Here is a 24122-nt window from a genome sequence, read left to right as displayed (position 1 = left end):
TGTATAGTAAGGGATCCATACATGGACACAACCGATAAACAGGTTGAAAAAACTGGCAGTAACGGGCCTTCCCTCACCCGCGAACAGTTTATGAGCGCCTATTACGATATGCTGCTGATCCGCCGTTTTGAAGAAAAAGCGGGCCAGTTGTACGGAATGAGCCTGATCGGCGGCTTCTGCCACCTTTACATAGGGCAGGAAGCGGTGGTCGTCGGCATCCAGATGGGGCTGCGCGAAGGTGACAAGCTGATCACGTCGTACCGCGATCACGGGCAGATGCTTGTCGCGGGCATGACCCCGCGCGGCGTCATGGCCGAACTGACAGGACGTGCGACCGGCTATTCCCATGGCAAGGGCGGGTCCATGCACATGTTCTCGCGCGAGAAGAACTTTTACGGCGGGCATGGCATTGTCGGCGCGCAGGTCGCATTGGGTATCGGCCTTGCCTTCGCCAACAAATATCGTGGCACGGATGAAGTCGCGGTCGCGTATTTTGGCGATGGTGCTGCCAACCAGGGCCAGGTCTATGAAAGCTTCAACCTGGCCGCCCTGCACAAGCTGCCGTGTATTTTCGTGATCGAGAACAACCGCTACGGCATGGGCACCTCCATCGAGCGCGCCTCCGCCGCCCACGAACTGTACAAGAATGGCGAACCCTGGGGCATTCCCGGCCGGCGGGTCGATGGCATGGATGTTGCCGCCGTGCACGAGGCCGCGTGCGAAGCCGTGGCGCATTGCCGGGCAGGGAAGGGGCCTTACCTGCTGGAAATGATGACCTATCGTTACCGTGGTCATTCCATGTCCGACCCGGCCAAATACCGTAGCCGTGAAGAAGTGGACGAAGTGCGCAAGAACCACGACCCGATCGAGCATGTAAAACATGTTCTGCTCGATGCAGGTGTTGACGAAGAAACCCTGAAGGCCATGGACGTCAAGGTAAAGGCGATCGTCAACGACGCGGCGGATTTTGCACAGACAAGCCCCGAACCGGATCCTTCTGAACTTTATACAGATGTCGTTCTGGAGGCTTGATCGATCATGGCTACTGAAATTCTGATGCCCGCCCTCTCTCCCACCATGACAGAGGGCAAGCTGGCACGCTGGCTGAAAAAAGAGGGTGATACGATCTCCGGCGGCGATGTTCTGGCGGAAATCGAGACTGATAAGGCGACGATGGAAGTCGAAGCCGTGGATGAGGGCATTCTTGGCCGTATCCTCGTGCCTGAAGGCACGGAAGGGATTGCCGTGAACGCGCCCATCGCCGTCCTTGTGGCAGAAGGCGAAAGCGTGCCCGAAACCGTGGCCACCGCGGCACCAACCCCTGCCGCCGCGCCTGCGGCCGCTGCCGCGTCCGACACCGCACCGGCCGCCCCTGTGGCGACTACCACCCCTGCCACGGCCGAGCCCGAGAAAGACTGGGGCGAGACGCAGGACATTACGGTGCGCGAGGCCCTGCGCGACGCCATGGCGGCCGAACTGCGCCATGATGCCGATGTTTTCCTGCTGGGTGAGGAAGTGGCGCAGTACCAGGGGGCCTACAAGGTCTCGCAAGGGTTGTTGCAGGAATTCGGCGCGCAGCGCGTGATCGACATGCCCATTACCGAGCACGGCTTTACCGGCATGGCCGTGGGTGCCGCCCTGACGGGGCTGAAACCCGTTGTCGAGTTCATGACCATGAACTTCGCCATGCAGGCCATCGACCATATCATCAACTCCGCCGCCAAGACCCTGTACATGTCCGGCGGGCAGATGGGCTGCCCCATTGTCTTTCGTGGCCCCAACGGCCCGGCCTCACGCGTGGGCGCGCAGCATTCGCAGTGCTACGCAAGCTGGTATGCGCATGTTCCGGGGCTGAAGGTGGTGGCGCCGTGGTCCTCGGCCGATGCGAAAGGTCTGCTGCGTGCGGCCATCCGCGATCCGAACCCTGTCATCGTGCTCGAAAACGAGATCCTGTACGGTCACAAGTTCCCATGCCCAGTCGATGAGGATTTCATCCTGCCGATCGGCAAGGCCAAGATCGAACGCGCGGGCAAGGACGTGACGATCGTTGCCTTCTCCATTGCCGTGAGCACGGCGCTGGAAGCCGCGGAAGAACTGGCGAAGCAGGGGATCGAGGCCGAGGTCATCAACCTGCGCAGCCTGCGCCCGCTCGATACCGCCACCATTGTAGAAAGCGTGAAAAAGACCTCGCGCCTTGTCACCGTGGAAGAGGGCTGGCCGTTCGCGGGCATCGGGGCGGAAGTCGCCATGCAGGTCATCGAACATGCCTTCGACTGGCTGGACGCGCCTCCGGCCCGGGTCGCAGGGGTGGACGTGCCTATGCCATTCGCCGCCAATCTTGAAAAACTGGCCCTGCCGCATGCCCAGCACGTCGTCAAAGCCGTGCAAGGCCTGATCTGAGGTGCTGAATAATGGCGACTGAAATTCTGATGCCCGCCCTCTCTCCGACCATGACGGAGGGAAAGCTGGCGCGCTGGCTGAAAAAAGAAGGCGACACCATCGCAAGCGGTGATGTCGTGGCCGAGATCGAGACTGACAAGGCGACGATGGAAGTCGAAGCCGTGGACGAAGGTATTCTTGGCCGTATCCTGGTGCCCGAAGGGTCCGAAGGGATTGCCGTGAACGCACCCATCGCCGTGTTGGTCGCACAGGGCGAGGCCGTGCCCGACAAGGTGGAAGCAGCCCCCAAGGCAGCCCATACCCCGGCCGAGACGGTTTCTGCCCCGGTAGCCGCCCCTATACCTTCGGCTCCGGCCGCACACGCTCCGTCACAGCCCGCACCCACGGCGGTTGGGGGCAAGCGGATTGCGGTTTCTCCGCTTGCGCGGCGTATCGCGCGGGACAAGGGGCTGGACCTGTCCACCATCAAGGGCAGCGGGCCCAACGGCCGTATTGTCAAGCACGATGTGGAAACGGCGGTTCTTGCCCCTGTCCAGGCAACGCAGGGCAGTCCGGCCCCCGTTCCGGGCGGCAGCCGCACCATACCGCATACGACCATGCGCAAGGTGATCGCGCGCCGGCTAAGCGAATCCAAGGCCACCGTTCCGCATTTCTATGTCTCGGCGGATGTGGAACTGGACGCGCTTCTGGCCCTGAGAAGCCAGATGAACGCTCTGTCCACGGGTGACGGGCCGGACGCCTTCAAGCTCTCTGTCAACGACATGCTGGTCAAGGCGGCGGCGGTTGCCCTTAAAAAGGTTCCCGAAGTCAACGCCACCTACACGGATGAGGCGATGATCCTGCATGATGATGCGGATATTTCCATTGCCGTATCGCTCGATGACGGGCTGATTACGCCCATCATCCGCCAGGCCGACCGCAAGAGCCTGAAGGAGATAAGCCAGGAAGCCAAGGGGCTGATCGCACGCGCCCGGGCCGGCAAGCTCAAGCCCGAGGAATTCCAGGGCGGCACGTTCTCCCTGTCCAATATGGGCATGTATGACGTCAAGGACTTCAACGCCATCATCAATCCCCCGCAGGCGGCCATTCTGGCAATCGCCGCGGGGAAAAAGCAGGCCGTCGTGGTGAATGACGCGTTGAAGATCGCAACCGTCATGACCGTAACCCTGTCCGTGGACCATCGGGCTGTGGATGGCGCGACTGCCGCAAGGTGGCTTTCCGCGTTCCAGGCCACGGTCCAGTCACCGCTGTCGCTTGTGCTGTGATACGGCGCGTTGTGGAGAAACCGATACCATGAGCCAAACCGATTTTGACATTCTTGTCATCGGCGGGGGGCCGGGCGGCTATGTTGCCGCCCTACGCGCGGCGCAGCTTAAGCTTTCCGTTGGTGTGGTGGAAGCCACCCATCTGGGAGGGATCTGCCTGAACTGGGGGTGCATCCCCACCAAGGCACTGCTGCGTGCCTCCGAAATCAACCACCTGCTGCACGACCTGGATACCTACGGGTTCAAGGCCGAGCAGGTAAGCTTTGATTTTAAAAAAATAATTGCCCGTTCGCGGGCTGTTTCCAAGCAGCTTTCATCGGGCGTGTCCCATCTGCTCAAAAAGGCCAAAGTCCCTGTTTTTGAAGGATTTGGCAAACTGGACGGCGTAGGCCCGAACGGGCGCCGCAAGGTTCTTGTGACCAAGGACGGCGCAGCCCCCGTAACGCTTACGGCCAAGCATGTCATCCTTGCCACGGGGGCCCGTGCCCGCGCCCTGCCGGGGCTGGAGGCAGACGGCAAGCTGGTCTGGTCCTACCGCGAAGCCCTGGTGCCCGAAGAACTGCCAAAGCGGCTTCTGGTCATCGGGTCCGGGGCCATCGGCACGGAGTTCGCTTCCTTCTACCGCAACATGGGCTCCGCCGTGACACTGGTGGAAGTCGCCCCCCGAATCCTGCCGGTCGAGGATGAGGAAATCAGCGCCATCGCCCATAAAGAATTTGAAAAACAGGGTATTAGGGTTCTGACCGGGGCCAAGGTGGGTGCTTTGCGCAAAGGGGCCGACAGCGTGACCGTCCCGGTGGAGACCAATGGCAAGACCGAGGAAATCACGGTCGACAAGGTCATTTCCGCCGTGGGGATCGTGGGCAATGTCGAAAACATCGGGCTGGAAGGCACGAAGATCAAGGTCGATCGCACCCATGTGGTGACCGACGCGCAGTGCCGCACGGGAGAACCGGGGGTTTACGCCATCGGCGATCTGGCGGGGGCGCCCTGGCTTGCCCACAAGGCCAGCCACGAGGCGGTGATGTGTGTCGAAGCCATTGCGGGCAAGGACGTGCATCCCATCGATGTTACGAAAATTCCCGGCTGCACGTATTGCCGGCCGCAGATTGCCTCCGTCGGCTATACGGAAGCGCGGGCGAAGGAGGCAGGCTATACGCTCAGGGTAGGCAAGTTCCCGCTCATGGCCAATGGCAAGGCGCTGGCCATGGGCGAGCCCGCGGGCCTTGTCAAAACCGTGTTCGACGCCAAGACCGGCGAACTGCTGGGTGCGCACATGATCGGGGCGGAAGTGACCGAAATGGTGCAGGGCTACGTGATAGCCCGGACCGGGGAACTGACGGAGGCCGAACTGGCCGAAACCATTTTCCCGCATCCCACCATTTCTGAATCCATGCACGAGGCCGTTCTGGCGGCCTATGGCGGGGCATTGCACTTCTAGCCAACGGGTTCGGCGGGGTATCATCTCACTTGTGTGATGCTACCCCGCCGCCATGCCGGGCGTTCGCGCCTTGACGCGAGGCCGCGAGCGCTCCAGTTCTGTGTGTGTCTTTGATAAAAGCGGGCCAAGTCATGTCAACTCGTGTCGTGATCGATCATCGTAAGGGAGGGGCCGCCAAACCCCGCCACCCTGAAAAGGCGCACCGGCCCGACAACCCGATCGCCCGCAAACCCGACTGGATCCGCGTCAAGGCGCCCAATCACCCTGTCTACCACGAAACCCGCGCCCTGATGCGCAGCAACAAGCTGGTGACGGTGTGTGAGGAAGCAGCCTGCCCCAATATCGGGGAATGCTGGTCGCAACGCCACGCCACCATGATGATCATGGGCGAAATCTGCACCCGCGCCTGCGCGTTCTGCAATGTCACCACCGGCCTGCCCCTGGCACTGGATGAGGACGAACCCGCACGCGTGGCCGAGGCGGTGGCCAGGCTGGGCCTGCGCCACGTGGTGATTACCTCGGTCGACCGCGATGACCTGGCCGATGGCGGCGCACGGCATTTCGCACGGGTGATCCGCGCCATCCGGGCGGCGGCGGCCGAGACCACGATCGAAATTCTGACACCTGATTTTTTACGCAAGAACAATGCGTTGGAAGTCGTTGTTGAGGCACGGCCTGATGTGTTCAACCACAATCTGGAAACCGTGCCACGCCTTTATCCCACCATTCGGCCGGGGGCGCGCTACTACCAGTCCCTGCGTCTGCTGGACCGGGTCAAGCAGCTTGATCCGACCATTTTCACCAAATCCGGGCTGATGCTGGGTCTGGGCGAAGAGAAAATGGAACTTGCCCAGGTCATGGATGATCTGCGCGTGGCCGATGTAGATTTTATAACCATGGGGCAGTATTTGCAGCCTACGGTCAAACACGCCCCGGTGGCGCGGTTTGTAACCCCTGACGAATTCGAGGACTACGGCACCATGGCACGCGTAAAGGGCTTCTTGCAGGTCAGTTCAAGCCCGCTTACCCGCTCGTCCTACCATGCTGACAGCGATTTCGCTCAACTCCGGCAGGCCCGTAACGCGCGCTTGAAGGAGATGAACTGATGCCCAAACACGCAGAAAAGCGTGTTCTGCCCTACAGGCCCGACCAGATTTTCGACCTTGTGGCCGATGTCGGCCACTACCCTGCCTTCCTGCCCTGGTGTGTTGCGGCCCGCGTGCGTTCGCGCACAACCACGGAACTGGTGGCGGATTTGACAATCGGCTTCGGTCCCTTTCGGGAAAGCTTTACCTCCCGCGTGACGCTGGACCGGCCATCCACCATTACGGTGCGGTATGAACGCGGGCCGTTCCGCTACCTGCGCAACCTGTGGACGTTCGTGCCGCACGACAATGGCTGCCAGGTGGAGTTCTTTGTTGATTTCGAGTTCAAGTCACGCATCCTGCAAGCGGCAATCGGCGTGGTCTTTACCGAGGCGACACGGCTGATGGTGTCAGCGTTCCTCAAACGCGCGCGCGAGGTCTATGGGCCGCCGGTTGCGCTGACAACACCCGCCGCATCACCCGTGATCGTGGACCATAAAACAGCGACATGATGCGTGCGGAGCACCTCCGCCGCCCATAGCGTACCCAACCCGTGTTACGCTTGAGGGTGGTGGGGAATGGACTACGGCATTATCATTCGCATCCGACCGACCCGACAAAGGGAGAAGGCACATGACCATCCGTTTTGCTAATGTGGCGGCGATGGTCGCCGCCCTGCTTCCCGCCGCGGCTATGGCCGCGCCGCGCGCGCCCCACAATGCGCAGCCCCAGCCCGCTTGCGATATGGCGTGCCAGGAAAGACGCCCGCAGGAACAAGGAAACGCAACAGAAGCGCTGAACGCCAAAAGCCTTGCCGCCGTCCGGGAACGCCCGCCCGCACCTCGGCCAGCCCCATTGCCCGGTAATAACGGTCCTACCATAGCGGCAGGAACGGGCGTTCAGGCCCCCGACGGAGCCACCGTGCCTTCGGAAGAAAAAACAGAGAAATAAGCCCCTGCTTTTGCCTGTCCCGGTAATGACGGCAATGATCGGGCGGCGACAGGAGCCGAGGCTTCAGCGCTGCGCAAGAGAGGTAAGACGGCCCGGGAATAGCTCAGGGTGCGCTCAAACGCTGTACCACCAGTTCAAGTGCATGGACAACCGCCTGATCGCGCACCTGTTCCCGCACCCCATCGAAAACCACGCATTCCGCCTGGGTCGGCCCGTCCCGCAATGCAGTAGCGAACCAGACCAGCCCCACCGGCTTGTCCGGGCTTCCACCCCCCGGGCCTGCAATGCCGGAAATGGATACGGATACAGTGGCCAGGCTGGCAGCCTTTAGCGCCCCTTCGGCCATTTCCACCACGGTTTCGGCACTGACGGCGCCGTGCTGGGCCAGCGTATCGGGCGCAACGCCCAGCAGGGCCTGTTTCATGGTGTTGGAATAGGTGACAAGCCCGCCCTCGGTCACGTCCGACGATCCGGGGAAATGGGTCAGCGCGCTGGCAACCAGCCCGCCTGTGCAGCTTTCCGCCGTGACCACCCGCTGCCCAGAGTCGCGAAGCAGCAGGAAAAGCTTTTCCGCCTTGTGCAGGATATCCTCACGCAGCAGGGTCAATGTCATGTTCATGGCGGTTTTCCCCCGTATTGGTCATGCAGCGCCCTTGGCCCGCCTCGGACGGCCACACCACCGGAGAGCGCGCACGCAGCCTGCGGCAAGCAGACCGGCTACGATATCGTCCCCCATCACGCCCATGCTGTCATGGCGGCGGTCCAGCCGCCCCACAAGGCCGGGTTTGGTAATGTCGAACAGGCGGAACAGGCCAAAGGCCGCAAGCGGGGCGAGCAGGCCCGCCGATGCTTTTTCGCCTTTGGCCGCATTACGCGGCAGGCAGCCCAGAAGGGCTATCCACATGCCCGCCACTTCATCAATCACGATCCAGCCATGGTCTTCCCCTTCACCGGCCTGCTCCGTCGCCCACCACCCGGCAAGGCTGGCCGCAAGGACTGCAAATGCCAGGGCCCGTGGCCGCTTGAGCAAAGGCAGGCCCAGCAAGAGTGCTGCAAAAGACCCGACGGTTCCCGGCGCGCGGGGCGATAACCCACATCCGCCGAAAGTGGCGACAAGACGGGCAGGGGTCATGTCTTCTCTCCCAATGCGACATAGATAATCATGTTCTCCCATACGCGCTGGACGTAATTGCGCGTTTCCGCGAAGGGAATATTCTCGATCCAGTCAATCATCTGCGCATCATCGCCATCGGCATGGACGGGGTCTCCCGCGGTTGCCATCCACCGCCCCAGCCGGGTGGGACCGCAATTATAGGCCGCGGCCAGATAGGGCAGAACCGGCCCGAAACGGTCCTGCATATGAAGCAGATACGCCGTGCCAAGTTCCATATTATAGGTTGGATCATGCAACCCCGAAGCCGTGGCGGCCGTGGGGGGCAGGCCCGACACCTGGATCATGTCAGCCGCTGTCGAAGGTTTAAGCTGCATCAGCCCGATCGCGTTGGATGGGCTTACGGCATCGGGGTCGAAACTGCTTTCCTGCCGTGTAAGGCCCAGCACAAACCCGGCGGGCAGCCCCTTGGCGGGCGGCTCGTACGGCTGGGGCCAACCGGTGCGCAGCAGCAATTCGCCATCCCGCCCTGCGTGTCGGGCTATGGTTACGGCGATGTCCTGCACCCCAAGCTTGTCGGCCAGGGCCGAGAGCGCGCGCCGACCACGCGTGTCGGTGGTCTGCTGTTCCAGCATGTTCAGGAATTCGCGGGCATGAAGGCGATCGCCGGAATCCGCCAGGATTTGCGCCGCCTGGGCCAGATCGCTCCCGCTGATACGCTCGTCCTGCAAGGCGGCCGGTTCGGAGCGTTCTATATCCTTGAGCCTGCGCACCGTCTCGCGCGCGACGTAGCTGGGGTTGAACAGCGCCTTGTCCTGCCCCTCCAGCGCTGCGGCTGCCAGTTGCCCGTAAAATGTCGTGGGCAGCAGCGCGGCCTGTTGCCAGTTAGCCCTTGCGGATGCTTCATCCTCCGTCTGGGCCCGTGCGCGGCCCAGCCAGTAAAACCCCCGGCTGCGCGTCAGCAGGGAAGCCGAGCTTACAAGCGGACGAAAGAACTCTTCGGCAGCACTGGCATCATGCAACTGGCGCAGGGCGATCCACCCGCTCAGAAACTGTGCGTCAAGCCGGTTGGCGCCGGTGGCCAGCGTGTCATTGGCAATAGCCAAGGCATCGGCCGGGCGGGATTCCTGCAAAAGCTCACGGGCCAGGGTGTCGCGCTCATGCCAGAAGGCTGCCGCATGGGTTGCGCGCTCCGCCGCCGCGGCCTCGGTTTTCCAGGCGGCCACCGCCTCGTCATAGCGTTGCTGCTTGCGCAGCCAGCGCACGTAATCGAGCACTAGGAAGGGATCGCCCCGCGATGCGGCGGGCAGGGCTGCAACCAGGCCCTCTGCATTGGCGTCGGAGGTACGCAGGGCCAGGCGCGCCTGTGCAAGGGCCTGCTTGTCCGCTGCAAGATAGGGCACGGTGCGCCGCGCTGCGTCCACCAGGCCGCCGCTTTCTTCGCGGTCGAACCTTGCCCAGGATTTCGCAGGCGTCAGCACGGAAGCGAAATGCGTTGTCAGAAGTGCCGCGGCCGATGCGGAATCATTGCCATTCGTCCAGGCCTGGGCGGCCTGGGCCAGAAAACGGGCGGACAGACCGGGCTGGTCGGCCAGTTGCGTCTGGCACTGGACAAGGGCCGCGGCAGTTCTAAGCTGCTGCGTGCTGCAAAGATGCTGGAGCACCGCCGGATCGGTCTCGGTCGCCAGGGCCTGCTCCATCAGCGTGGCGAATTGCTGGCGCCGTGGCCAGACAGGACGCTCGGCCAGAAAATCCGCATAGTCCTGGGCACTGGCTTTTGGCGCGTTGACCAGATTGAGCCACTGCTTCAGCCGCTCGGCCACGGGCAGGGCAGGCGCCTCCGGCACGGGTGGGGAGGTGGAAGGGATGGGCGCATTCGCCACGGGAGCATCCAACGCGGGAGGGTTCGTGCGCGCGGCCCCAAGATCCTGGCTGGCCGAAGGGGCGGAGCAGCCGCCCAGCGCCAGCCCTACGACGGAAACGGCAACGACAAGCCGCTGCCTGCGAGATAACGAATAAAACTGCATGTCCGAATGCTCAGCCCGTTTGCCATGACTTGGCAAGATATTTCCCCGGCCAGACCGCGCGATCGGGTGTGCTACCAGGGAAGCGTGTAGGGAAGGGCGCGGGCGACTTCCCCACCGCCCTTGGCGATCAATTCAAGCGCGACCGCCAGGACAATCAGCAGGCCAAGCCAGGAAATCCATTTATACCGCTCAAGCAGGCGCGCGATCAACGACGCGGCAGCCCCCATCAGCAGAACCGACAGGGCAAGCCCCGCGATCAGAATACCCGGATGTTCCCGCGCAGCCCCGGCCACGGCCAGCACGTTGTCCAGGCTCATGGAAAGATCGGCAATGACGATCCGCACGATCACGGCACCCAGGCCGGTCGTGGGGGCGTCGGCCGGTGTTACGGCTGCGTGTTCTTCGCGCAGTTCGCGGAACATCCGCCAGCAGACCCAGAGCAGAAGGAACCCGCCAGCCAGCGTCAACCCCACGATATCGAGCAGCCGGGAAGCCACAAGGGCCAGCAGGATACGGATAAGCGCCGCCACCCCCACGCCGATCAGGATGGCCTGCCTGCGCCTGTGCCCCGAAAGCCCGCGTACTGCCATGCCGATAACCACGGCATTGTCACCCGCCAGCGTGACATCGATCAGCACGACCTGAAGGAAGGCAAGCAGGGCTGGCAGGGTGAATGAGTCAAGAAAGCCGGACACGGCATCTCCGATTCGGATAAAGGCTGGCCCACGCCTAATGACGCAAGGATACCGGCAGGTCAAAGTCTTGTGTGCCACCCCCTTCGAACGGCCCCACTGCAGGGCGCGGAAAAGTCAAAAGTTTTCCGCTTTGCGGGCAGACGCACGATCCGAAATCGGCTAGAGAGGCACCAAATCCTGGGCAACACCTGTTTTGATCGAGGGAATTTACTCTATGGTGCCGCGCTATACCCGCCCCGTCATGGCCGCGATCTGGTCTGCTGAAAACCGCTACCGTATCTGGTTCGAAATCGAGGCGCTGGCCTGCGAAGCCATGGCGGAATACGGCACCGTTCCCAAGGAGGCCGCCCGGACCGTGCGCGAAAAGGGGGCCGCCGCCATGGTCGCCTTCTCTGACGCCGATCTGGCCCGGATCGATGAAATCGAGGCCGAAACCCGCCACGATGTCATTGCCTTCCTGACCTGGCTTGCGGAAAAAGTGGGGCCCGACAGCCGTTTCGTGCATCTGGGCATGACATCGTCCGACGTGCTGGATACCTGCCTTGCGGTCCAGCTCGTGCAGGCGACGGATCTTTTGCTCAAGGACCTGGACGAAGTGCTGGCCGCCCTCAAGACCCGCGCTTTCGAACACAAGCATACGCTCACCATCGGGCGCAGCCATGGCATTCATGCCGAACCGACCTCCTTCGGGCTCAAGCTTGCCGGCCATTATGCCGAATTCGCCCGCAATCGGACCCGGCTTGAAACCGCGCGGGCCGAAATTGCCACCTGCGCCATGTCAGGGGCGGTCGGCACCTACGCCCATCTCGATCCGCGTATCGAAGGCTACGTGGCCGAACGCCTTGGCCTGAAGCCCGAGACCGTTTCCACCCAGGTGATCCCGCGCGATCGCCATGCCGCCTTTTTCTGCGCCCTGGGCGTGATCGCCAGCGGGATCGAACGCCTGGCGACCGAAGTGCGCCACCTCCAGCGTTCGGAAGTGCGCGAGGCGGAAGAATTCTTCCACCCCGGGCAGAAGGGCTCTTCGGCCATGCCCCACAAGCGCAACCCGGTGCTGACCGAAAACCTGACCGGCCTTGCCCGCCTGATCCGTGCGGCCGTCATTCCCGCCCTTGAAAACGTGGCCCTGTGGCATGAACGCGACATCAGCCATTCCTCGGTCGAGCGCAATATCTGCCCCGACGCCACCATCGGGCTGGACTTCGCACTGGCACGCCTGTCGGGCATGATCTCCAAGCTGGTCGTCTACCCCGATCGCATGGCCGCCAATATCGAAAGCCTGGGCGGTGTCGTCCATTCGGGCGAGGTGCTGCTGGCCCTGGCCAAGGCCGGTCTTTCGCGCGAGGATGCCTACCGTATCGTGCAGCGCAACGCCATGGCGACCTGGACCAAGCTTGGCACGCCCGAATGCCGGACCTTCCGCGAAAACCTGGCCGCCGACCCGGAAATTGCCGGCCGCGTTCCGGCCGACGTGCTGGACGCCGCCATGGACAGCCGCCAGCATCTCAAGGCGCTGGACACCCAGTACGAAAAGATCTTCGGCGAAGCAGGCCCGCGCGACTGAGCGGATGCGGGCTTTCATAGCCGGCTGTATCGCCCCTGGCGGAAGCCTGCTATGAAGTGGCAGATCATCGTGGCCCGCCAGCATGTCGGGGTGGGCCCCTTTCTTCAGACCGGCCAGCCTGACTGGCTCACTTATTTCGACAGGTAAGGATCATCATGGCCCGTCGTCGCCAGCTTTACGAAGGTAAGGCAAAAATCCTCTTTGAAGGCCCCGAACCCGGCACGCTCGTGCAATACTTCAAGGACGACGCCACAGCGGGCAACGGTGCCAAAAGCGGCATTATCACGGGCAAGGGCGTGCTGAACAACCGTATCAGCGAACACCTGATGCTGCGCCTGCAGGAAATCGGCATTCCCACGCATTTCATCCGCCGCATCAACATGCGCGAGCAACTGGTGAAAGAGGTGGAAATCATCCCGCTGGAAGTGGTGGTGCGTAATATCGCCGCAGGCAGCATTTCCAAGCGCTTCGGCATTCCCGAAGGCCAGCGCCTGCCGCGCCCGATCGTCGAATTCTATTACAAGAACGACGAACTGGGTGACCCCCTGGTGTCCGAGGACCATATCATCGCCTTCGGCTGGGCCTGCCCCCACGACATGGAAGACATCACGGGCCTTGCCATGCGCGTGAACGATTTTCTGTGCGGTCTTTTCAGCGGTATCGGCATCCAGCTTGTAGACTTCAAACTGGAATTCGGCCGCTGCTGGGAAGGCGAGGAAATGCGCATTGTCCTGGCGGACGAGATTTCGCCCGACAATTGCCGCCTGTGGGACACGCAGACCAACGAAAAGCTGGACAAGGACCGCTTCCGCCGGGACCTGGGCAACGTGAAGGAAGCGTATCAGGAAGTGGCGCGCCGCATGGGCATCCTGCCCGAGAACGGCGCTGGCGGTGACATGAAAGGCCCGGAAACGGTGCAGTAAATGCCGCGTGCGGCAACGGGAGCTTGAGAATGAAGGTACGTGTAACCGTCATGCTGAAGGACGGCGTTCTGGACCCGCAGGGCAAGGCCATCGGTCATGCACTGCAAACGCTGGGTTTTGACGGCGTGCATGACGTGCGGGTCGGCAAGGTGATAGAACTGGACCTGCACGGCGCCGGGGAAGAAGAGACCCACAAGAAGGCCGAGGACATGGCCCGCAACCTGCTGGCCAATCTGGTTATCGAAGACTATTCGATCGAGGTGGTGTCATGAAGCGGCTTTTCCTGCTGGGTCTTGCGAGCCTACTGGCCGCGCCAACGCTGGCCCATGCGCAGCGTATTTCCCCCATGAAGGCCGGCACGTTCGGCCAGATCTGCACCCAGAAGGCCAAGGTCGGCGTGTGCGACGCCTATCTGAGCGGCATGATCGACGCGGGAACCCTGTCCAAGATCAACGACACCAACCTTGGCGACGCCAACGCCCCGGCCGGGTTCTGCGTTCCGGCGGCCGAGACGACCCCCGCCATCCGCGGCAAGGTTGTAAGCTGGCTGAAACAGCATTCCGATACGCTGGGCAAGCCCGTGGGGGAAAGCGTGTTCCTGGCCCTGCATGACGCCTATCCGTGTGGCGCGAAAAAATGAAAGCAGCAATTGTCGTATTCCCCGGCACCAACCGGGAGCGTGACATGGCCATCGCGCTCAAGCGCGTGACGGGGCATGCCCCGCGCATGGTGTGGCACCATGAAACGGACCTGACCGGCGTGGACCTGGTGGTACTGCCCGGCGGGTTCAGCTATGGCGATTACCTGCGCTGCGGCGCCATGGCGGCCCATTCCCCCATCATGCCCGCCGTGCGCGCGCATGCCGACAAGGGCGGTCATATTCTGGGTGTGTGCAACGGTTTCCAGATCCTGACGGAAACCGGGTTGCTGCCCGGTGCGCTGCTGCGCAACGCCAATCTGCGCTTTCTCTCCCAGGACTGCCACCTGCGGGTGGAGGCGGAGGCCACGCCTTTCACGCATCGGTGGAAGAAGGGGGATGTCTTCCGCGCCCCCCTGGCCCATGGAGACGGCAATTACACGGCTGACCCCGCCACACTGGAAGCGCTGGAAGGCGAGGGGCGTATCGCCTTCCGCTACGCTGACGCGAAAGGACGGGTTCAGGCTGACGATACAGGCTGCAACCCCAATGGCAGCGTGAACAGCATTGCTGGCATTGTCAGCAAGAACAATCGCATTTGCGGCATGATGCCCCACCCCGAGGATCTGGTCGATCCGCTGATGGGGGGAGAGGACGGTCTGCCGCTGTTTGAAGGTCTGGTGGAGGCTCTGGTCCGGTGAATAAGCCTGTAACCGTCGATTTGTCCCTCGCCCGTGAATTCGGCCTGACAGCCGAAGAATACGGGCGGGTTCTCTCCATCATGGGCCGCACACCCAGCCTGACGGAACTGGGCGTGTTTTCCGTCATGTGGTCGGAACACTGCTCCTACAAATCCTCGCGCAAGTGGCTGCGCGGCCTGCCGACAACCGCACCCTGGGTCATTCACGGCCCGGGCGAAAACGCGGGCGTTGTCGATATCGGGGAAGGGTATGCCGCCATCTTCAAGATGGAAAGCCATAACCACCCGTCGTTTATCGAACCGTATCAGGGTGCGGCCACCGGTGTTGGCGGCATCCTGCGTGACGTGTTCACGATGGGTGCCCGGCCCATCGCCAACCTGAACGCGCTGCGTTTCGGCAGCCCCGAAAACCCCAATACGCGCCGGATCGTCGATGGCGTGGTACGTGGTATCGGCGGTTACGGTAACTGCGTGGGCGTGCCCACCGTAGGCGGGGAAATCAACTTCCACCCCGCCTATGACGGCAATCCGCTGGTCAACGCCATGACCGTGGGCCTTGCCCGCAAGGACCGCATTTTCCTGTCTGCCGCGGCGGGTATCGGCAATCCGGTCATTTATGTCGGCTCCCGCACAGGGCGCGACGGCATTCATGGGGCCACCATGTCCTCCGCCGAGTTCGACGAGGATGCGCTATCGAAGCGGCCGACCGTGCAGGTCGGGGACCCGTTCATTGAAAAACTGCTGATCGAGGCATGTCTTGAACTGATGGAGACAGACGCCATTGTCGCCATCCAGGACATGGGGGCGGCCGGGCTGACATCTTCCTCCGTCGAAATGGCTGGCAAGGGCGGTGTTGGTATCGACCTGGACCTGGATGCGGTACCCCAGCGTGAGCCCAACATGACGGCTTACGAGATGATGCTGTCCGAAAGCCAGGAACGCATGCTGATGGTGCTGCGCCCCGACCGGACGGAGCTTGCGCGCAAGATCTTCGAAAAATGGGAACTGGATTTCGCCATTATCGGGCATCTGACCGAAACGGGCCATATCGTGGTGCGCCACAAGGGGCAGGTGGAAGCCGATATCCCGCTGGCCCCGCTGGCCGACCAGGCCCCCGTTTACGATCGCCCGGCCCAGAAACCTTCCATCCCCGCTCCGCTGGGGGCCGTGCATGCGCCGCTCTCGCTCGATGCGATGCTGCTTGAACTTGTGGCCTCGCCCGATCTGTGCTCGCGCGCCTGGGTATGGAACCAGTATGACAGCACGGTCGGTGGGCAGACAGTCCGCCGCCCCGGTGCGGCCGATGCCGCCATTGTCAAGATCGAGGACAGCACGCTTGGCCTGGCGCTGACGACCGACTGCACGCCACGCTACTGCCAGGCAGACCCTCGCACGGGTGGCGCGCAGGCTGTGGCGGAAGCGTGGCGCAACATTACGGCAACCGGGGCGCGCCCCCTGGCCGTGACGGACAACCTGAACTTCGGCAACCCCGAAAAGCCCGAGATCATGGGGCAGTTCGTCGCTGCGATCGAAGGCATGGCAGAAGCCTGCACGATGCTGGACTTCCCGGTCGTGAGCGGCAATGTCTCGCTCTACAATGAAACGCGTGCCCCGGACGGTTCCGTGCGCGCCATTCTGCCCACCCCGGCCATTGGCGGGCTGGGCGTGTTCGAGGATGTGCGCAAGGCCGTGGGCCTGGGCATGCAGGCGGACAAGGATGTGGTGCTGCTGGGCGCGACACGGGGCGAACTGGGCCAGTCCGTCTGGCTGCGTGAAATCCTGGGTCGGGAGGAAGGCGCACCACCCCCGGTCGACTTGGCGGTGGAAAGGCGCAATGGCGATTTCGTGCGCGGGGAAATTCTGGCTGGCGCGATTACCGCATGCCACGACGTTGCCGATGGCGGGATTCTGGTCGCCGCCGCCGAAATGGTCATGGCAAGCGGAATCGGCTGCGAACTGGAAAGCCCGGACTCGGGCATGCGGCCTGAAGCCTTCTGGTTCGGTGAGGACCAGGCGCGCTATCTGGCCTGCGTGGATGACGGCGCCGCCCTGTGCGCACGCGCGGCCAAGGCTGGTGTTCCTGCCCGAATAATCGCCCGCTCAGGCGGAAATGATTTGATACTGCCCAATGGCGTTACCATATCTGCGGCACGGATGAACGTGGCTCATGGCACGTTTTTTCCTGCATTGATGGACGCATAAGCTCAATCCAGCAAAAAGGGACTGCATTCATGGCCATGTCTGCCACAGAACTTGAAACTTATATCCGGCAGGCGTTTCCTGATGCGCAGGTCAAGATTGACGATCTGGCAGGGGATGGGGATCATTATTCCTGCACGGTTGTCAGCGAGGCTTTTCGTGGCCTTTCGCGGGTCAGGCAGCACCAGCTCGTCTACGATGCCCTTCAGGGGCATATGGGCGGCAAGCTGCATGCCCTGGCCCTTCGCACCTCCTCGCCCTGATACGCGGCCCCTTTTCCATACAGAGCCCCGGCAGAGCCTTTGCCGAACAAGGACCAGAACCGATGACAGACGCAGCCAAACAGAAAATCCAGCAGGATATCGACACCAACCCGGTCATGCTGTTCATGAAAGGTGACGCTGATTTTCCGCAATGCGGATTTTCAGCCCGCGTGGTGCAGGTTCTCCAGCACCTTGGCGTTCCGTTCAAGACCGAAAACGTGCTGGCCGACCCCGCCCTGCGCCAGGGGATCAAGGAATTTTCCAACTGGCCGACCATTCCCCAGCTTTACGTCAAGGGTGAGTTCGTGGGCGGCTGCGATATCGTGATGGAAATGTTCCAGACCGGCGAATTGCAGAAGCTTTTTCAGGACAATGATATCACCTGCAACGCCCCGGCCTGATTTTAGGGTTGTCAGCACCCTGACTGCCTGTATAGTTTGATACAGGCAGTCAGATCAGGGCAGGGTTACAGGTAATGCGGCAAGTCTTTTTTGTTCGGGGTGCTCTCGTACTGGGCACGTTATGCGCAACCCTTGTCGTATCGCAGCCTCAAGCTCATGCTGAACGGGTCATTTCCGACCTTGAAGCCACCAAGCTCACTTTCGCTTCGCTGACGGCGGCACCGCGCCCGCGCCCTGTCGTTCGCCACGTGGCCGCAAGCAGCCACACTGCACGGCAGCATGTTGTGCTTGCAAGCGCGCACACAACCCGTTCGAGCAACATGGTGCATTTCGTCAGCTACCATGCCCCCAGCCATCCGCTCCATGCCAAGAAGTCAGTGCACCATCACCGCACCTGAGCGGTCATTCCGTTCGACCGACCGCGTTAAAACTGCCTGATGATATCTTCCAGCCACTCCGTGCGCCCCTGATCGTCCTGAATAATCAGGTCGAAGCGTAGTTCCTGATAGCGCCAGTGTGGATTTTGTTGCAAAACGCATTCCGCCGCCCGAAAAAGCCGTTGCGATTGCGCGCTCGACAGGCTGAACGCCGCATCCTGCAATGACCGGCGCTTCTTGACTTCGACAAAACAGATCGCCGTGGCCTTGCGGGCCACAATGTCAATTTCGCCACGCCTTGTCCGCACCCGGCGCAGCAGAATGGTCCACCCCGCCTTGGCCAGCAGCGTGCAGGCGTTCTCTTCGGCGGCAAAACCGTCTTGATAAGCCGCGCGCCCCCGCGTTGTCTTGATAGTCGTGGTGCGCGACAGCGATGCTTTTGCCTGTCCCGCGGCCTGATTGTGCATTAAAGTTGGCACTTCACCAATTTTCGGGGGTCTTTTATCCATCATGTTGCCTGACCTCCATTTAACGCCTGTGCTTCTGTTTCTCACGATACTGCGTTTTATTCTGGTCTCAAGCGTTGTTCTTCACATTTTGTTGACAAAACGGAACACCGCCTCGGCTATCGGGTGGATGGGCATTTGCGTGATGATGCCCATTCTGGGCACGGTTCTCTACCTCATGTTCGGTATCAACCGCGTGACACGGCTGGCGAAGAAGCTGGTCAGCAGGCGCGCCACCGGGCGGCAGGAAATTTCAAAACTCTCCTCCTGGCACCATGACCTGGACGGGCAGTTTGCCCCTCTAGCGCGCATGGTCGGCAGGCTGACGGCTCGCCCGCTGGTTTCGGGCAACAGCATCACCATCCTGCACGATGGTGACGGCACCTATCCCCATATGCTGGACGCCATAGAAAGCGCACAAAAAAGTGTGCTGCTCTGCTCCTATATCTTCCGCCACGATACGATCGGTGAAGCCTTCGTTCAGAAACTGGCCCAGGCGCACCGGCGCGGGGTTGCGGTGCGCGTGCTGGTGGATGGGATCGGCAGCGGGTATTTTCTCTCGCCCCTGTACCACAGGCTCCAGCATGAAGGCGTGCCGTGCGGGCGCTTCATGCATTCGGTGTGGCCATGGCGCATGCCGTTCATCAATTTGCGCAATCACCGGAAAATTCTGGTGGTGGATGGCCGCATAGGCTTCCTGGGCGGGCTGAATATCGGCGATGAAAACATGGTGTCGCGCCATCCGCTGCACCCGGTTTCGGACACCCATTTCAAGGTGGAAGGCCCGGTAGTGCGCCAACTAGCCGAAGCCGCCGCATGGGACTGGTATTTCACCACCCACGAAACGCTGAGCGACGACCTGTTTTGCCATGAATACAAGGGCACGGGAGACTCCCTGGCCCGGATCGTGACTGCGGGCCCCGATACGGATCTGGAGAAAATCGAATACACGACCCTCCAGTCCGTGACATTGGCGCGCAACAATATCCGGATCATGACGCCCTATTTCCTGCCGGGTGCGCGTTTTTTAACCGAACTGGGGCTGGCCGCACTGCGCGGGGTGCAGGTCGATCTTGTCATTCCCCTGCGCAGCAACCACCGCGTGCTGGACTGGGCCTGCGCCGCCAATATCGCCCCGCTGCTGGATGCGGGGGCCCGCGTATGGCTGGCGGACCCGCCGTTCAATCATTCGAAGCTGATGGTCGTGGACAAGACATGGTCCTTTGTCGGCAGTTCCAACCTCGATATCCGCAGTCTGCGCCTGAATTTCGAAATCAATATGGAAACATACGACCCCGCAATCGCCCAGAGCCTGGACGATTTCATCTCGCGCCATAAAAACCACCGGCTGACCCATTACGACCTGGATAAGCGCAACAAGCTGGTACAGATACGCGATTCCTTCGCCCGCCTGTTCATGCCTTACCTGTAGCAGCCCCGTTTATGACGGAACGCCACCAAGGGTTACGGCTATGGGCTGATGATCGGAGGCAAAAACGGGCAGTACCCGCGCTTCGTGGCAGGTCATGCCTTCGACAAGGCAGCGATCGATCCTGATCGGCACCAGGTCCGCCATGCGGTGCGTGGGGGCCCGCGGCCCCACATCCTTGAAACCCGGCAACATGGCGGGGCCGACAAGGTTGAAATCCCCCAGAATGGCACAGGGCGAAGACATCAGGGCCGCAATACGCCGGAGTTGCCGCCGGTTGAGCATCTGCCCGTGCGAAAGATGCACATTGGCCAGCGAAAATTCATTGTAGTCGATGATCTGCGCATGGCGTTTGACAATCACCCCCGAAGGAATGGTGCAGGCGCGGGGTGTTCGCGCGAAGGGCAGGGTGCTCCAGCAGGCAAGGCCATGAATACGGCCGGGCAGGGGACACCGCGCATAATGACCACCCACCATATGCGGAAGAAGGTCGATTTCCGCCGTGGCTTCCTGCATCAGCAGGATATCGGGCTGTTCCGTATCGATCAGGGCGGCAACGTCCTGCACGCTCGCCCCCACCTTGCGCAGCAGGTTCCAACTGATGATCTTGAGCCCGGAGCTTTCGGCATGCGCGCCGTCCCGTATCCGTCTGCGACGCGCGAAATGAACAAGACCAGCCAGCCGACGCCTCATGGCGTGATATTCCTTTTATCATCAGCGGAAAGCACGCCCCCCGAAGGATGGGCTGCAAATTCCATGGTCAGCGAAAAGCCCACGGCCAGCAGGATGGGGCCCAGAAAGATCCCCACGCCGCCAAATGCCAGCAGGCCGCCAATAACGCCCAGAACCGTCAGCAGATAAGGCAGCTTGGAGCCCCGGACGATAAAGAGCGGACGAATGAGGTGATCGGCCCCGGATACGAAGACAAGGCCGTAAAGCAGCAGCAGCGTCCCCTTGACGGGATGCTGGGCCACAAAAAGCCAGATTGCGGCGGGAATCCACACCAGGGGCGCCCCCACGGGAAATACCGCCAGAAAGGCGGCAAGCACGCCCAGCATGACCGGTTCGCCCACGCCGGTCAGGCATAGCCCCACACCGGTCAGGATACCCTGGATTATGGCCGTGCCCAGAATACCGTAGACAGTCCCCCGCACTGTGCTGCCGATAATATAGAGATGCCGCCCGGCCTGCGGCCCCGCAATGCGCAGGACCACCGCCTGCAGCGTGTCCCACAGGGTGGGGCCGCTGACCCAGAAAAAGAAGGCGATGAACAACGCCATGACAAGGTGTAACGCCCCGTTGGCCACCTGCATCAGCACACCCAGCAGCGAATGCACGATACTGCCCGCATAGGGTTCAAGCTCCGCCGCGGCGGAACCGATATCCCGACTCCACAACATCCAGCGATGGTTGATCTTGGCACCGAAAACCGGAAGGGAGGTAAGCCATTGCGGCAGGGGCGGCAGCCGGTCGACCTGTTCAAACAGGTCGATCAGCCTTGCGGCCCATCTGGGGCCGGAGGACAGGCAGGCCGATGCCAGGAAAGCCAGGGGCAACACCACGCAGACCGCGCAAAGTGTGGTCATGGCCAGGCTTGCGGCATTGGCCCCCATACGCCTGCGCAAATGCAGGAAAAGCGGCCATGTTGCGTAAGTCAGAACACCGGCCCACAAAAAAGCCGAGGTAAAGGGGGCAAGAACGACAACGCAGCCATACGCTACCCCACCGAGGAGCAGCAACCGCAGGGCACGTTCCGCTGTCACGGTCTGATCATTCGCCATCGTGACAGTAAACCACGGAACGCGGTTTTTGTCTGTTCCCTAAATGCGCGCGCGCCATGTTGCAAAAGGCTGCATGGCACCCTGCACCTAGGACATGAGCAGGCCTATGCCCCACAAGAAAGGGCGTGCACATAATTCCCGCGGCGATATGATGGGTGCAACAAAAACCTGCAAAACCCGAACCAGGCTGAACGATGTCTCCCCTTATTTCTGTGGACAATTTTCTGGCACTCTGCGGACAGTCAAAACCCTTCCTGCTGGATGCAAGCGCCCTCCTGCCCGGCGAGACATCGAGCCCGGCCGAACTCTTTGCCCAAGGCCATATCATCGGCAGCCAGTATTTCGATATCGAGCTGTTCTCGGACCCGCAAAGCCTTTTGCCCCACACAGTGCCATCTGCCGGGCGTTTTGCCAGCCTGATGGGGCAGATGGGCATTTCAGACAAGGACTGCATCGTGTTCTACGATCAGGGCAACGTGGCCTCGGCCTGCCGGGCATGGTGGCTTGCAACGCTGTTCGGCCATGCCAACGCCCATATCCTGCATGGCGGCCTGCCCGAATGGCGGGCACGGAACCTGCCCGTGACCAATGCGCCAACCCCTGCCTTCGCCCCCGTATCCTACCTTTCGCACACGACCTATAAACGCGTGGTGGGGCTGGGGGACATGCAGGCTATCGTCGCCAGCGCAAGTCGGCCCATTCTGGACGCCCGCAGCGAGGCCCGCTTTTACGGGCAGGCGCCCGAACCCCGGCCGGGCGTGGCATCGGGCCATATGCCCGGCGCGCGCAACCTGCCTTACAAAAACGTGCTGGATACTAACGGCCTGTTCCTGCCTGCCGAGAAATTAAAAGCCATTTTCCAGGACCTGGGTGTGAGCGAACCCGATAGCGCCGTCACCACCTGCGGATCGGGCATGACCGCGGCGGTCCTGACCGTCGCGCTCCAGGCGGCAGGCCTGGGGGCGGGAGCGCTCTATGACGGGTCTTGGGCGGAATGGGGCAGCACGCCGGGCGTTCCCGTCACCACGGAGCGCGCGCCATGACGGATCCGCGCAAAGTGGCCGAAGGCTGGCAGCGGCTGGGCACGGTCCTGTCGAGTGCAGGACGCCCCGCCCCGTCCGAGGATGGCGTTTTCGTCAACATGCCCGCCACGCGTGGTTCCACCGTGCTGTTCCCGACCCTGGACGCCATGAACCGCAAGGGCCACCAACGGTACGACCATACCAGCGGCTATGGGGCGATGGGCTCCCCCATCCAGCACGAACTGGAAAAGGTGATCGCCACGGTGGAAGGCGGGACGGACTGCCAGCTTGTCGGCTCGGGGCTTGCGGCCTGCACGCTCCCGCTTCTGGCGTTTCTGGGGGCAGGCGATCACTGCCTGTTTTCCGACAATGTCTACGGCCCCACCCGCCGCTTTGCCGAGACCATGCTCAAGCGCTTCGGGGTCGAGATTTCCTACTTCCCGCCCATGGCCGACCGCGCAACCCTGGCCAGCTTCATGCGCCCCAATACCAAGGTGGTCTTTGCCGAAAGCCCAGGCAGCCATACGTTCGAGGTACAGGACGTTCCCATGCTGGCCGATGTCGCGCATGAGCATGGGGCCAGGCTGTTTTTGGACAATACCTGGGGTTTTGGCATTTTCGCCCCGTTCCGCCACGGGGTGGATGTTTCCATCCAGGCGCTGACAAAATACCCAGCAGGCCATTCCGACGTTATTGCGGGGGCCGTTACGGTCGCGGAAGCGCAGAGCTGGCACCTGCTGCGCGATGCCGCCATTCAGACCGGCCAGGTATGCGGGCCGGACGAATGCTGGCTGACCTTGCGCGGCCTGCGCACCATGGGGGTGCGGCTGGCGCAGCAGGCCCGTTCGGCCTTGCTTATTGCCCAGTGGCTGAAAGACCAGCCCCAGGTCATGCGCGTACTCCACCCGGCCCTGCCAGACTGCCCGGGCCATGCCCTGTGGCAGCGTGATTTCAGCGGAGCAGGCTGCCTGTTCGGCGTGGTGCTCAAACCCGGCTACACCCAGCAGGCGATGGAAACCATGATCGAAAGCCTGCACCATTTCGGCATCGGCGCATCCTGGGGCGGGTATGAAAGCCTTGTCCTGCCCAGTACGGGTTCCATCGCCCGCAGCTTTCCCGCGCCAGTCGGGCAGGGACCGGGTTTGCGCCTGCAAATCGGCCTGGAAAACACCGATGACCTGATCGCCGACCTGAAACAGGCACTCGCAAACCTGCCGGACGCCGCCTGATACGCGGTTTGCAAGGCCTGTTCCTACGGGTTGAAGGTGTCCTTCGGGCCCGAAGATAGGGCCGAACGCCTGCGCATCTGCGTGAACAGGGAATGATAAAAGTTTTTTGGCATCGC

General features: G+C 62.0%; 26 protein-coding genes. 19 read left to right on the top strand and 7 right to left on the bottom strand.

All coding sequences use genetic code 11. The features are described 5' to 3' along the window. Positions 1 to 21: 21 nt before the first annotated feature. From pdhA to J2D77_RS03375, 7 genes are all read left to right on the top strand, one after another. Positions 22 to 1032: a pyruvate dehydrogenase (acetyl-transferring) E1 component subunit alpha gene (pdhA, locus tag J2D77_RS03405; protein ID WP_207844848.1), complete on the top strand. Its 1011-nt coding sequence runs from the start codon at positions 22 to 24 to the stop codon at positions 1030 to 1032. A 6-nt stretch (positions 1033 to 1038) separates the two neighbouring features. Continuing rightward, on the top strand, positions 1039 to 2400 hold the full coding sequence (locus tag J2D77_RS03400; RefSeq protein ID WP_207844847.1) for a pyruvate dehydrogenase complex E1 component subunit beta: 1362 nt from the start codon (positions 1039 to 1041) through the stop codon (positions 2398 to 2400). 11 nt (positions 2401 to 2411) lie between these two features. Beyond that, positions 2412 to 3665 (top strand): pyruvate dehydrogenase complex dihydrolipoamide acetyltransferase, encoded by a 1254-nt coding sequence (locus tag J2D77_RS03395; protein ID WP_207844846.1) that lies wholly within the window; start codon positions 2412 to 2414, stop codon positions 3663 to 3665. 28 nt (positions 3666 to 3693) lie between these two features. Beyond that, positions 3694 to 5106 carry a dihydrolipoyl dehydrogenase gene (lpdA, locus tag J2D77_RS03390; protein ID WP_207844845.1) on the top strand — a complete coding sequence of 471 codons (1413 nt, stop codon included), beginning with the start codon at positions 3694 to 3696 and terminating at the stop codon, positions 5104 to 5106. A 131-nt stretch (positions 5107 to 5237) separates the two neighbouring features. Next, complete coding sequence (gene lipA, locus J2D77_RS03385; protein ID WP_207844844.1) at positions 5238 to 6212, top strand: lipoyl synthase; 975 nt, start codon at positions 5238 to 5240, stop codon at positions 6210 to 6212. Next, complete coding sequence (locus J2D77_RS03380; protein WP_207844843.1) at positions 6212 to 6703, top strand: type II toxin-antitoxin system RatA family toxin; 492 nt, start codon at positions 6212 to 6214, stop codon at positions 6701 to 6703. The genes lipA and J2D77_RS03380 overlap by 1 nt, the downstream gene beginning before the upstream one ends. Before the next feature lie 121 nt (positions 6704 to 6824). Beyond that, positions 6825 to 7142 (top strand): hypothetical protein, encoded by a 318-nt coding sequence (locus tag J2D77_RS03375; protein WP_207844842.1) that lies wholly within the window; start codon positions 6825 to 6827, stop codon positions 7140 to 7142. 103 nt (positions 7143 to 7245) lie between these two features. Here J2D77_RS03375 and J2D77_RS03370 read toward each other — a convergent pair whose 3' ends face one another. The 4 genes from J2D77_RS03370 to J2D77_RS03355 all read right to left on the bottom strand — a co-directional run bounded on the left by J2D77_RS03370 (position 7246) and on the right by J2D77_RS03355 (position 10975). Beyond that, the gene (locus J2D77_RS03370) at positions 7246 to 7761 is read right to left on the bottom strand and encodes a CinA family protein (protein WP_407927066.1); all 516 of its coding nucleotides are present in this window, start codon (positions 7759 to 7761) and stop codon (positions 7246 to 7248) included. A gap of 21 nt (positions 7762 to 7782) precedes the next feature. Continuing rightward, complete coding sequence (locus J2D77_RS03365; protein ID WP_207844841.1) at positions 7783 to 8274, bottom strand: phosphatidylglycerophosphatase A family protein; 492 nt, start codon at positions 8272 to 8274, stop codon at positions 7783 to 7785. Continuing rightward, complete coding sequence (locus tag J2D77_RS03360) at positions 8271 to 10280, bottom strand: lytic transglycosylase domain-containing protein (protein WP_207844840.1); 2010 nt, start codon at positions 10278 to 10280, stop codon at positions 8271 to 8273. Before J2D77_RS03360 ends, J2D77_RS03365 begins: the two co-directional genes overlap by 4 nt. Before the next feature lie 71 nt (positions 10281 to 10351). Next, the gene (locus J2D77_RS03355; RefSeq protein ID WP_207844839.1) at positions 10352 to 10975 is read right to left on the bottom strand and encodes a TerC family protein; all 624 of its coding nucleotides are present in this window, start codon (positions 10973 to 10975) and stop codon (positions 10352 to 10354) included. A 214-nt stretch (positions 10976 to 11189) separates the two neighbouring features. On the opposite strand from J2D77_RS03355, the gene purB reads away from it, so the two are divergent. The 9 genes from purB (at position 11190) to J2D77_RS03310 (ending at position 18060) form a co-directional block, all read left to right on the top strand. Further along, a complete protein-coding gene (gene purB / locus J2D77_RS03350; RefSeq protein WP_207844838.1) occupies positions 11190 to 12539 on the top strand; it encodes an adenylosuccinate lyase in 1350 nt (449 codons plus the stop codon). Between the two features lie 155 nt (positions 12540 to 12694). Next, a complete protein-coding gene (gene purC, locus J2D77_RS03345) occupies positions 12695 to 13462 on the top strand; it encodes a phosphoribosylaminoimidazolesuccinocarboxamide synthase (RefSeq protein WP_207844837.1) in 768 nt (255 codons plus the stop codon). Positions 13463 to 13491: 29 nt separating this feature from the next. Further along, entirely contained in the window at positions 13492 to 13734 is a 243-nt protein-coding gene (purS, locus tag J2D77_RS03340; RefSeq protein WP_207844836.1) for a phosphoribosylformylglycinamidine synthase subunit PurS, read from the top strand. Continuing rightward, positions 13731 to 14102, top strand: coding sequence for a Rap1a/Tai family immunity protein (locus J2D77_RS03335; protein WP_207844835.1), 372 nt, complete (start codon positions 13731 to 13733; stop codon positions 14100 to 14102). The genes purS and J2D77_RS03335 overlap by 4 nt, the downstream gene beginning before the upstream one ends. After that, entirely contained in the window at positions 14099 to 14800 is a 702-nt protein-coding gene (gene purQ, locus J2D77_RS03330) for a phosphoribosylformylglycinamidine synthase subunit PurQ (protein WP_207844834.1), read from the top strand. The genes J2D77_RS03335 and purQ overlap by 4 nt, the downstream gene beginning before the upstream one ends. After that, complete coding sequence (gene purL, locus J2D77_RS03325) at positions 14797 to 17001, top strand: phosphoribosylformylglycinamidine synthase subunit PurL (protein WP_207844833.1); 2205 nt, start codon at positions 14797 to 14799, stop codon at positions 16999 to 17001. Before purQ ends, purL begins: the two co-directional genes overlap by 4 nt. A 29-nt stretch (positions 17002 to 17030) precedes the next feature. After that, on the top strand, positions 17031 to 17261 hold the full coding sequence (locus tag J2D77_RS03320) for a BolA family protein (RefSeq protein WP_207844832.1): 231 nt from the start codon (positions 17031 to 17033) through the stop codon (positions 17259 to 17261). Between the two features lie 62 nt (positions 17262 to 17323). Continuing rightward, on the top strand, positions 17324 to 17662 hold the full coding sequence (gene grxD, locus J2D77_RS03315) for a Grx4 family monothiol glutaredoxin (protein ID WP_207844831.1): 339 nt from the start codon (positions 17324 to 17326) through the stop codon (positions 17660 to 17662). Positions 17663 to 17736: 74 nt separating this feature from the next. Further along, complete coding sequence (locus tag J2D77_RS03310; protein WP_207844830.1) at positions 17737 to 18060, top strand: hypothetical protein; 324 nt, start codon at positions 17737 to 17739, stop codon at positions 18058 to 18060. A 26-nt stretch (positions 18061 to 18086) separates the two neighbouring features. Here the strand turns inward: J2D77_RS03310 and J2D77_RS03305 are convergent, their stop codons facing one another. Beyond that, positions 18087 to 18551: a YraN family protein gene (locus J2D77_RS03305; protein WP_230975423.1), complete on the bottom strand. Its 465-nt coding sequence runs from the start codon at positions 18549 to 18551 to the stop codon at positions 18087 to 18089. On the opposite strand from J2D77_RS03305, the gene cls reads away from it, so the two are divergent. Beyond that, positions 18550 to 19977: a cardiolipin synthase gene (gene cls / locus J2D77_RS03300; RefSeq protein ID WP_207844829.1), complete on the top strand. Its 1428-nt coding sequence runs from the start codon at positions 18550 to 18552 to the stop codon at positions 19975 to 19977. The genes J2D77_RS03305 and cls overlap by 2 nt on opposite strands. A 9-nt stretch (positions 19978 to 19986) precedes the next feature. Here cls and J2D77_RS03295 read toward each other — a convergent pair whose 3' ends face one another. Continuing rightward, on the bottom strand, positions 19987 to 20667 hold the full coding sequence (locus J2D77_RS03295) for an endonuclease/exonuclease/phosphatase family protein (RefSeq protein WP_207844828.1): 681 nt from the start codon (positions 20665 to 20667) through the stop codon (positions 19987 to 19989). Beyond that, positions 20664 to 21755: an AI-2E family transporter gene (locus tag J2D77_RS03290; protein ID WP_207844827.1), complete on the bottom strand. Its 1092-nt coding sequence runs from the start codon at positions 21753 to 21755 to the stop codon at positions 20664 to 20666. Before J2D77_RS03290 ends, J2D77_RS03295 begins: the two co-directional genes overlap by 4 nt. Before the next feature lie 194 nt (positions 21756 to 21949). Between J2D77_RS03290 and J2D77_RS03285 the strand changes: the two genes are divergently transcribed. Both J2D77_RS03285 and metC read left to right on the top strand, forming a co-directional pair. Next, positions 21950 to 22798, top strand: a complete 849-nt coding sequence (locus J2D77_RS03285) for a sulfurtransferase (protein WP_207844826.1) — start codon at positions 21950 to 21952, stop codon at positions 22796 to 22798. Beyond that, positions 22795 to 24006, top strand: coding sequence for a cystathionine beta-lyase (metC, locus tag J2D77_RS03280; RefSeq protein ID WP_207844825.1), 1212 nt, complete (start codon positions 22795 to 22797; stop codon positions 24004 to 24006). The genes J2D77_RS03285 and metC overlap by 4 nt, the downstream gene beginning before the upstream one ends. Positions 24007 to 24122: the final 116 nt, after the last annotated feature.

The organism is Acetobacter garciniae, from assembly GCF_017377735.1.
In the GTDB taxonomy this organism is placed as follows: domain Bacteria; phylum Pseudomonadota; class Alphaproteobacteria; order Acetobacterales; family Acetobacteraceae; genus Acetobacter; species Acetobacter garciniae.
This window is presented reverse-complemented; position numbering and strand designations above follow the sequence as displayed.

Bases quoted from the DNA above. Each gene is read 5' to 3' on its own strand.
- pdhA (WP_207844848.1), top strand. From the start codon at position 22: ATGGACACAACCGATAAACAGGTTGAAAAAACTGGCAGTAACGGGCCT.
- J2D77_RS03400 (WP_207844847.1), top strand. From the start codon at position 1,039: ATGGCTACTGAAATTCTGATGCCCGCCCTCTCTCCCACCATGACAGAG.
- J2D77_RS03395 (WP_207844846.1), top strand. From the start codon at position 2,412: ATGGCGACTGAAATTCTGATGCCCGCCCTCTCTCCGACCATGACGGAG.
- lpdA (WP_207844845.1), top strand. From the start codon at position 3,694: ATGAGCCAAACCGATTTTGACATTCTTGTCATCGGCGGGGGGCCGGGC.
- lipA (WP_207844844.1), top strand. From the start codon at position 5,238: ATGTCAACTCGTGTCGTGATCGATCATCGTAAGGGAGGGGCCGCCAAA.
- J2D77_RS03380 (WP_207844843.1), top strand. From the start codon at position 6,212: ATGCCCAAACACGCAGAAAAGCGTGTTCTGCCCTACAGGCCCGACCAG.
- J2D77_RS03375 (WP_207844842.1), top strand. From the start codon at position 6,825: ATGACCATCCGTTTTGCTAATGTGGCGGCGATGGTCGCCGCCCTGCTT.
- J2D77_RS03370 (WP_407927066.1), bottom strand. From the start codon at position 7,761: ATGAACATGACATTGACCCTGCTGCGTGAGGATATCCTGCACAAGGCG.
- J2D77_RS03365 (WP_207844841.1), bottom strand. From the start codon at position 8,274: ATGACCCCTGCCCGTCTTGTCGCCACTTTCGGCGGATGTGGGTTATCG.
- J2D77_RS03360 (WP_207844840.1), bottom strand. From the start codon at position 10,280: ATGCAGTTTTATTCGTTATCTCGCAGGCAGCGGCTTGTCGTTGCCGTT.
- purB (WP_207844838.1), top strand. From the start codon at position 11,190: ATGGTGCCGCGCTATACCCGCCCCGTCATGGCCGCGATCTGGTCTGCT.
- purC (WP_207844837.1), top strand. From the start codon at position 12,695: ATGGCCCGTCGTCGCCAGCTTTACGAAGGTAAGGCAAAAATCCTCTTT.
- purS (WP_207844836.1), top strand. From the start codon at position 13,492: ATGAAGGTACGTGTAACCGTCATGCTGAAGGACGGCGTTCTGGACCCG.
- J2D77_RS03335 (WP_207844835.1), top strand. From the start codon at position 13,731: ATGAAGCGGCTTTTCCTGCTGGGTCTTGCGAGCCTACTGGCCGCGCCA.
- purQ (WP_207844834.1), top strand. From the start codon at position 14,099: ATGAAAGCAGCAATTGTCGTATTCCCCGGCACCAACCGGGAGCGTGAC.
- J2D77_RS03320 (WP_207844832.1), top strand. From the start codon at position 17,031: ATGGCCATGTCTGCCACAGAACTTGAAACTTATATCCGGCAGGCGTTT.
- grxD (WP_207844831.1), top strand. From the start codon at position 17,324: ATGACAGACGCAGCCAAACAGAAAATCCAGCAGGATATCGACACCAAC.
- J2D77_RS03310 (WP_207844830.1), top strand. From the start codon at position 17,737: ATGCGGCAAGTCTTTTTTGTTCGGGGTGCTCTCGTACTGGGCACGTTA.
- cls (WP_207844829.1), top strand. From the start codon at position 18,550: ATGTTGCCTGACCTCCATTTAACGCCTGTGCTTCTGTTTCTCACGATA.
- J2D77_RS03305 (WP_230975423.1), bottom strand. From the start codon at position 18,551: ATGATGGATAAAAGACCCCCGAAAATTGGTGAAGTGCCAACTTTAATG.
- J2D77_RS03295 (WP_207844828.1), bottom strand. From the start codon at position 20,667: ATGAGGCGTCGGCTGGCTGGTCTTGTTCATTTCGCGCGTCGCAGACGG.
- J2D77_RS03290 (WP_207844827.1), bottom strand. From the start codon at position 21,755: ATGGCGAATGATCAGACCGTGACAGCGGAACGTGCCCTGCGGTTGCTG.
- J2D77_RS03285 (WP_207844826.1), top strand. From the start codon at position 21,950: ATGTCTCCCCTTATTTCTGTGGACAATTTTCTGGCACTCTGCGGACAG.
- metC (WP_207844825.1), top strand. From the start codon at position 22,795: ATGACGGATCCGCGCAAAGTGGCCGAAGGCTGGCAGCGGCTGGGCACG.